The organism is uncultured Algoriphagus sp., from assembly GCF_963974365.1.
Lineage (GTDB): Bacteria > Bacteroidota > Bacteroidia > Cytophagales > Cyclobacteriaceae > Algoriphagus.
In genome coordinates, this window is record NZ_CAXBBX010000019.1 from 77039 (window position 1) to 85427 (window position 8389).

The window sequence follows — 8389 nt, forward strand, 5'->3', positions numbered from 1 at the left end:
GTTTATTGATCAGGCAAAACCTCTTTTTAAAACACATGCTAAAGGATATTTTTGGAAAGGCAGGCCTTTCTACCCCATCATTCAGTCTCCTTCACAGACTTCAACTCATTTCTTTTGCATTCCTTTTTCTATTGCTAAACTCCTTTGCTTTTGCGCAGCAAAGTGAAACTGACTGGCTACTTTTTCAGTCCTCCAATCCCGCAGAACTAATTACGAATTCTGAAAATGAGCTCATTTTGAGTAACGGCCTCGTGCAGCGAAGCTTTCACCTAGCTCCAAATCTTGTTTGCTTTGATTTCAAAAATTTAATGAATGGAGAGCAGTTGCTTCGCTCAGTTTTGCCAGAAGCAATTGTGACCATTGACGGCAAAGAATATGCAGTGGGTGGAAAGCTTGATATCTCAGAAAAAGCATATTTTCTGAACAAATGGCTTGACGAAGTGCAAACTGGAGAAAACAATTTTCAATACCAGAATTACACTGTTTCTGAAATCACTCCGCATTTCCAAACCAAAACAGCTTTCTGGACTGCCCAACCCTTGTCAACAAAAGGCATTAAAGTTTCATTTTCCTATGCTCATCCCAACTTGCCAGGCTTAGCGCTGACAGTTCATTATGAGATTTTTGACAATATACCGCTGATCTCAAAGTACCTGACGATGGAGAATGAAGGGAGTAATTCATACAAAATCGATCAGGTAAAGCATGAGCTTCTTGCAGTAGTGGAGGAGGAATCTGCGGTAGTAGGTGCCACAGAAAAAATGAAAAAACAGCATCAGTTGTATGTGGAAAGCAATTTTGCTTTCAATAATGCCATGCACGCCGAACTAAGCGACCAGGCTTCCCATTGGAAAATGGACTCCAGCTATACTTCTCAGGTGAATTACAATTATGAAACGCCGGCTGTTTTGGAAATCTATCCGGACAAAGGAATTGGAATACTCCTTGAAAAAGATTCCAGCTTTGAATCCATTCGAAGTTATGAGTTGGTTCTAGATAGTTACGATCGGGAGAGAAATGGATTAGCCAGGAAAAAGATGTATCGGACAATAGCTCCTTGGGTACTTCAAAATCCTATTTTCATGCATTTGGTCAGCAAAAATGACGAGCAAGTGAAAACTGCAATTGAACAATGCGTGGCCACAGGATATGAGGCTTTAATCCTAAGCTTTGGCAGCCATATTAACATGGAGGATGACTCGCCTGAAAATATTGCAAGGTGGAAGTCTCTTGCAGCGTATGCACATGCCCGAGGGATTAAAATCGGTGGATATTCACTTTTCAGTTCCAGAACTATAGATGCCGAAAACGATGTGATCAGTCCTATTACGGGTAAGCCGGGTGGAGCATTTTTTGGAAATGCACCTTGTCTAGCTAGCGAATGGGGTTTGGATTACCTTGAGAAACTGAAAAGTTTTTACATCGCAACAGGATTTGACATTTTTGAAAATGATGGGCCATATCCAGGTGATGTCTGCGCTTCAACTTCTCATCCTGGACATAAAGGATTGGAGGATTCACAATGGATTCAGATGAATCTCCAAAAGGGACTTTATCATTGGATGAATGCAAAAGGAATTTACATCAATGCACCGGATTGGTATTTTCTGGATGGCTCTCATAAGATCGCAATGGGCTACCGAGAAGTGAATTTTGCCCTTTCCAGAGATCAGCAGAAAATCCTCAATCGCCAAAACATCTACGATGGTACTTGGGAGAAAACTCCTTCTATGGGCTGGGGATTTGTCCCGCTGACTGCTTACCATGGAGGCGGTCCAGATGCAGTTTTGGAACCTCTTGCGGATCATTTGGCAGACTACAAGCAACTGATGATGCAATATTACGGAGCAGGAATCCAAGCTTGCTACCGGGGTCCACGGCTTTATGACACCAATGAGACCAAAGAAATGGTGACTGAAGTAATCGATTGGTACAAAAAATACAGAGATCTTCTCAATGCGGACATTATCAGACTTAGAAGAGCAGATGGGCGAGATTGGGATGGCTGGATGCATGTGGACCCGACTGGGCAAGCAAAAGGCTTGGCAATGCTTTTCAATCCTACAGAAAAAACAATCCAAAAAACCATCAATATCCCATTTTATTACACGGGATTAGACCAAGTTGCGAATGTCTCAATGGAGGGAAAAGACCCCAAATCCTACCAACTTAATCGCGACTTCTCCATTGATATTCAGATAGAAATCCCTGCTGGGGGTTATACCTGGTTTGTAGTAGAGTAGATCGCTGAACTGATAAAAATCAAAATTTTCCGCTCAAAAAATAATTAAGGCAAAATCTTATTTTTTCATAGTGACACAATATATTTAACAATATTGTCAGATCTCATGCATTAATGCTGTAAGTCAGTCTAGAAGGGATTGCATCACTTGAGACAAGTAATCAAAATTAAACAACTCACTTAGTGAGCTGTTTAATTCTCATCAATCTGCCCAAAAAACAACCTATGAAACACGCCTACCGATCAATTGCTACACTGAGCTTCGCACTGCTGCTGGGATTTTTCTCCTGCTCTAAACCCGAGCAGCCAGAATCAACCGAAAAACCAGATGAAAATCGATTTACAAAGGTTGTCCTAACCGAAGGAATGGATGAACCTATGGAAATGACTTTTCTTCCAAACGGAAAAATTCTTTTTGTAGAAAGAAAAGGGGCTGTGAAAATTCTTGATGAAAAGACAGGAGAAGTGACTTTGGTTGCTACCATTCCTGTCAATACTAAATACACCAACAAAGAAGGAGTAGTTCGTGAGGCAGAAGAAGGTCTGATGGGCGTCATCGCACATCCTGACTTTGAGAAAAACCACTGGATCTATTTGTACTATGCTGATCCTGTGGATACGCAACATATTTTGACCCGCTGGGAATTAGATGGAAATACCCTGGTGGAGTCATCCAAGAAAGTGCTTTTGGCCGTGCCTACCCAGCGTCAGGAATGCTGCCATACCGGGGGAGGGATGGTCTTTGATCAGGAAGGAAACCTTTACTTAACTGTGGGAAACAATACAGTGAACCCACGTTCTGGAACCTCCAATTTGGATGAGCGTCCAGGATATGAAAACTCAGACGATCAACGTGCACCAGGAAACACAAATGATTTGAGAGGAAAAATACTTAGAATTCATCCTGAAGACGATGGCACTTACACCATTCCAAAGGGTAATCTTTTTCCAGAAGGAACAGAAAAAACAAAGCCTGAGATCTACACCATGGGCCATAGAAATCCCTGGAGACCAACTTTGGATAGCAAGACCGGCTATTTGTACTGGGGTGAAGTAGGTCCGGATGCTGCTAAAGATTCGATCTGGGGACCAAGAGGATATGATGAATTTAATCAGGCAAAAGGACCTGGCTTCTTCGGATGGCCATATTTCATCGGAGATAATATCCCCTACAATCGACATGATTTAGAAACAGACACCTATGGCGAGCCATTCGACGTGAACAAACCGGTAAACGAATCTGTGAATAACACTGGGCTTCGTGAATTGCCAACACCAGTAGTTCCTGCGATGATCTGGTATCCGTATGGAGTTTCTGAGCAATTCCCAATTTTGGGAAGCTCTGGAAGAAGTGCCACTGGAGGTCCAGTTTTTAGAAAAGCTGATTTTAAAGCAGATGCTCCATATGTTTTTCCTGCATATTATGAAGGCAAATGGCTTCTGGTGGATTTCATGCGAGGCTGGATCATGTCAGTGACCATGGATGCCAATGGAGATTTTGAATCCATGGAAAGATTCCTTCCAAATGAGACTTTCAGTTCTGCTATTGATATGGACTTTGGTCCTGAAGGTGCACTTTATGTTTTGGAATATGGTAGTGCTTGGTTTCGTGGAAATGCCAATTCCAGAATTGTAAAAATTGAATATAATGCAGGAAACCGCAAGCCTAATGTAATGGCTACTTCGGATAAGATGTCAGGAGCAATTCCTTTTACTGCCAATTTCTCGTCCGAAGGTACCGACGATTATGATGAATACGATCAGCGCAACTTGGAATATACCTGGAAAATAAATGGCGTAAATGGTAAGACTTCCGAGTTAAAAGGGGCTGATGCTTCCTTCACATTTGAAGAAGAGGGCAAACATCAGGTGACACTTACCGTAACTGACACCAAAGGCGAATCGAATACATCTACCTTCGATGTCATTGCAGGAAATGCAGCACCTAAAGTCAGCATTGATTTCAAAGGAGCTAATAAGTCATTTTACTTTGGCGAAAACACCTTGCCCTACAGCGTTACTGTAACAGACAATGAAGATGGTAGTACGGCAGACGGTACAATTCTGGTGAATGAAGTTGCAGTTACTTTTGACTATGTGCCATCAGGATTTGATCCAATACAGATTGCATCCAAGCAAAGCGGAGTAGAAGCCGAAGCTTTGGAAAATATCGGACGAAATCTTATAGAAACCAGCGATTGCAAATCCTGTCATCAATATTCAGAGACTTCTATTGGACCTAGCTATGATGCAGTGGCAGGGAAATATGAAAACATCCCTGAAAATATAGATATGCTGGTGGACAAAATTATCAATGGTGGATCTGGAGTCTGGGGCGAGCATGCTATGAGTGCCCACCCGCAACTTTCGAAAGCTGACGCAAAACGGATGGTGGATTACATCATGAATATGAATGCGGTGAAAGCTACAGTAAAATCTTTGCCTTTGGATGGCTCAGTGAAGACCATCATTCCTTCAGACGAAGATGGTCAAGGAAGCTTTCTCCTTCACGCAGCATATACAGACAAAGGAAATGGAAATGTTCCGGCATTAGCTGGAAGCGACTACGTTGCTTTAAGAAATCCATACTTAGATCCTCAAACTGCTGAAATCAGAAAAGGAGTAAACTTGCTCACCACTCCTAGTGTAAATTTCTTTATGATAGGTGATCAATCTCATATCGGTTTCAAAAATCTGGATCTAACCGGCATTAAGGAAATCACTGTGTATGCCAGCATCAGTGATAGAGTGGACGCCAAAGGCGGGTCTGTGGAAATAAGAATTGATTCACCCACCGGAAAACTGATCGGGCAATCCGAACCATTGGTGGCCAAACAAGGTGGAGGTTTTAGACCACCTGCCGGAATGGATTTCAATGAATGGAGAAGAGGAAATTCTAGTTTGGGAGTTGTCACATTGTCCCCTTTCGAAGGAAAACATGATGTATACATAATTTTCAAAAATCCTGCTGTAAAGGGAGAAGAAATCCTCATGAGTGTCAATGAGGTGCAGTTTGTAAGTACTGCTCAGTAAAAGTTTAGCTTATCATCCAACAGCCCTGTTTCATTATGAGACAGGGCTGTTCCTTTTTAGTACTTCTTCGAAAGCTGAACACAAAAAGAGCATAATCAGGAAAGCTGCGAAGAAGCGAAACCCATAAATTTTCTTATCGAAAACGCTATAATTGCCCCATAGGGGCAAACTATGGGTAGCTAAATAATGTCTGGAAACAATTGCTGTGCCTATGGGTACAGCTACATTTGGCAAAAATCTGAAGGCTTTCGCCAAAGTGGTTATTATACTGAAGCCCAGAAAGATCTAAAGACTTCTATTCTATACGTCTCAAACACTAGCAGTCTGAAGACTGCATTTCATTAGGTACGGCAAATTAGAGCTTGTCAGGCTGAGCGAAGTCGAAGCCCAACAAAATTTCTAACATCTTTCCCCATTCATCAAATCAACCCACAAACAGGATAGGTTTACTCAACAAAACCACTATTTTTCAATTGTAAGATAAGTAAGCTCCTAATCCTGAGCACTTATTGTTAAATCTTATTTAGAGGACTGCATTGAAAAATCAATCTCAAACCCATTATTTACTTTCATTATTCTTCCTTCTCATAGGAGGTTCACTTTTTATTAATTTTTCAGCATTTGGACAGACTGTAGTAGTAGAAGAATCTGCTTTTTGGCTTTGGCAATTCCTAGGTAGACTTCATCCACTAATCGTCCACTTTCCTATCGCACTAATCGTGGTGGCGGCTTTGATGGAGCTCTTCACCTTCGGGAAATTTAATTCCAAGATCAGGCCTGGAATTCTGATTTTAGCAGTTATTGGCGCCGTTAGTGCAATTTTAGCAGCTCCCATGGGTTGGCTTTTGGCAACAAATGAAGGAACATCCGGTGAACTTCTGGATCTGCATCAATGGATAGGAATTGGAACCGCGATTCTGAGTCTTGTTACGATATTCTTCCTCTCCAAAATCAGAACCAACCCCAACCCTACCCAGATAAAAGCCTTTAGAGCCACACTTTTTTTAACTGCCATATCAGTATCAATTGCTGGACATTTTGGAGGATCACTTACACACGGGGAAGATTTCCTTACCGAGGTTTTGCCTAGCGGCATAGAGGATGAATCAGAAATAGAAAAAGCTCCGATCAACCTTGCTTCGTACAGCACAGAACTGACTCCTGACAAAGAGATGAAACTGATCGGGGAAGTTCGGATGGTCTTGGCGCACAACTGCTACAAATGCCACAGCGGAGCAAAGATCGAGGGGGAATTACGCTTGGATGAAAAAGAATTTGTTTTTGCCGGAGGCGAAAATGGTCAGATTCTAATCCCAGGAAATCCCGGAGAAAGTGAGATCATCCGCAGAATTAACCTCCGCAAAAATCACGAGGATGTGATGCCTTCCAAAGGCAAACTACTCAGCAAAGACGAACGAGATTTGATTGCCCTTTGGATTGCCAAAGGTGCACCTTGGCCAGATGGCGCTGCACAGCAGTCAGTGTATAGTGTTGCGGAACTGGCTCCGAGAAATCCTACCCTACCTGCTTACAAAGCTGGATTGGAAAACCCGATTGATCTTTGGGTGGATCAATATTTCCAGGCAAACAAGTTGGAATGGAAAGGCGTCGTGGACGACAAAACTTATCTCCGCAGGATCTATTTGGACATCACCGGAATGATTCCTAGTCCACAGGAACTGGATGATTTCAGAAGCGACTCTAGGCCTGACAAACGAAGGATCTGGCTTCAGGAATTATTGAGTCAATCAGATGATTATGCCACCCATTGGCTCACTTTCTGGAACGATGCCCTGCGTAATGACTATACGGGAACGGGATACATCACGGGAGGCCGATATAATATTAGCGACTGGCTTTACACTTCGCTCAGAGATAACAAACCTTACGATCAGTTCGTCAAGGAATTGCTCAATCCAACTGGAAAGTCCAAGGGCTTTATCGAGGGAATTAAATGGAGAGGAACTGTAAATGCCAGTCAGCGAACTGAAATGCAGGCTGCGCAAAATGTGGGGCAGGTGATTCTTGGATTGAATTTGAAATGTGCTTCCTGTCATGACAGTTTTATCTCTGACTGGAAACTGGAAGAGTCTTATGCTTTCGCAAATATTTTCGCAGACTCTACCCTGGAAGTGAGTCGCTGTGAAGTACCTACTGGGAAAATGGCTAAGACCAAAATTCTCTGGGAAGAACTGGGAGATATAGATAGTGCAGCCAGCAGGGCAGAAAAGCTTAGACAGCTCGCAGATAGATTGGTGCAGCCTGCAAATGGCAGAATGTACCGCACGATTGTAAATCGGGTTTGGAAGCAGCTGATGGGGCGTGGAATCGTAGAGCCCGTAGATGAAATGGACAACGAACCTTGGAGTCAGGATTTGCTGGACTGGCTGGCTTCAGAATTCGTGGAAAATGGCTATGACCTGAAGGAGTTGATATACCAGATTGCAAGTTCAATAATCTATCAATCCCAATCCATCGGGTACGAATCCTACGATGAGGTGATGGCGGATGATTATAAATTCAGCGGAATGGTGCGAAAGCGAATGACAGCCGAGCAATTTTCTGATGCGGTCAGTGAGATCGTCTATCCCCTTTTCACGGAGGAGGAAATCAAGTACAATCCCTTTCAGCTTCAGCAACCTGAATTGGCAACTCCAACATTTGCGAGAGCATCCCTTGTCGCAAATAATCCTTTCCTAACGGCTTTAGGAAGACCAAACCGTGAGATTGTATCTACGAGCAGAGAGGCGCAAGGGAGTTTGTTACAGGCACTGGAACTTACAAACGGAGAACGCTTGAATACTGCTTTGCTGAAAGGGGCAGAAAAATGGAATACTCAACTCAGCGATCCTGTTCAGATCACGGAGGAATTATACCTGAAGGCACTTAACCGTAAACCAAACGAGAAAGAACTGGCTATCGCAAAGTCGGCTTTAGGCGAAAAACCAGACGCAGCTAAAATCCAGGATTTATTCTGGGCGGTGATACTGTTGCCGGAGTTTCAGATGGTGGAGTGAAAAAGACGGAAGACGGAAGACGGAAGACAGAAGACGGGCGTATGTACTTCCCTAAATAGCGTTGACCGTTTGGTTCAACATTTATTTAATTCCATCG

Annotated in this window: 3 protein-coding genes; all 3 read left to right on the plus strand. The window is 42.9% G+C overall.

The window, feature by feature from the left end:
• Window positions 1–35 precede the first annotated feature (35 nt).
• The 3 genes from AACZ87_RS20855 to AACZ87_RS20865 all read left to right on the plus strand — a co-directional run bounded on the left by AACZ87_RS20855 (window position 36) and on the right by AACZ87_RS20865 (window position 8292).
• Entirely contained in the window at window positions 36–2243 is a 2208-nt protein-coding gene (locus tag AACZ87_RS20855; protein WP_339870016.1) for an alpha-galactosidase, read from the plus strand.
• Between the two features lie 224 nt (window positions 2244–2467).
• Window positions 2468–5275, plus strand: a complete 2808-nt coding sequence (locus AACZ87_RS20860) for a PQQ-dependent sugar dehydrogenase (RefSeq protein WP_339870017.1) — start codon at window positions 2468–2470, stop codon at window positions 5273–5275.
• Window positions 5276–5880: 605 nt separating this feature from the next.
• Window positions 5881–8292 carry a DUF1549 domain-containing protein gene (locus tag AACZ87_RS20865; RefSeq protein ID WP_339870019.1) on the plus strand — a complete coding sequence of 804 codons (2412 nt, stop codon included), beginning with the start codon at window positions 5881–5883 and terminating at the stop codon, window positions 8290–8292.
• Window positions 8293–8389: the final 97 nt, after the last annotated feature.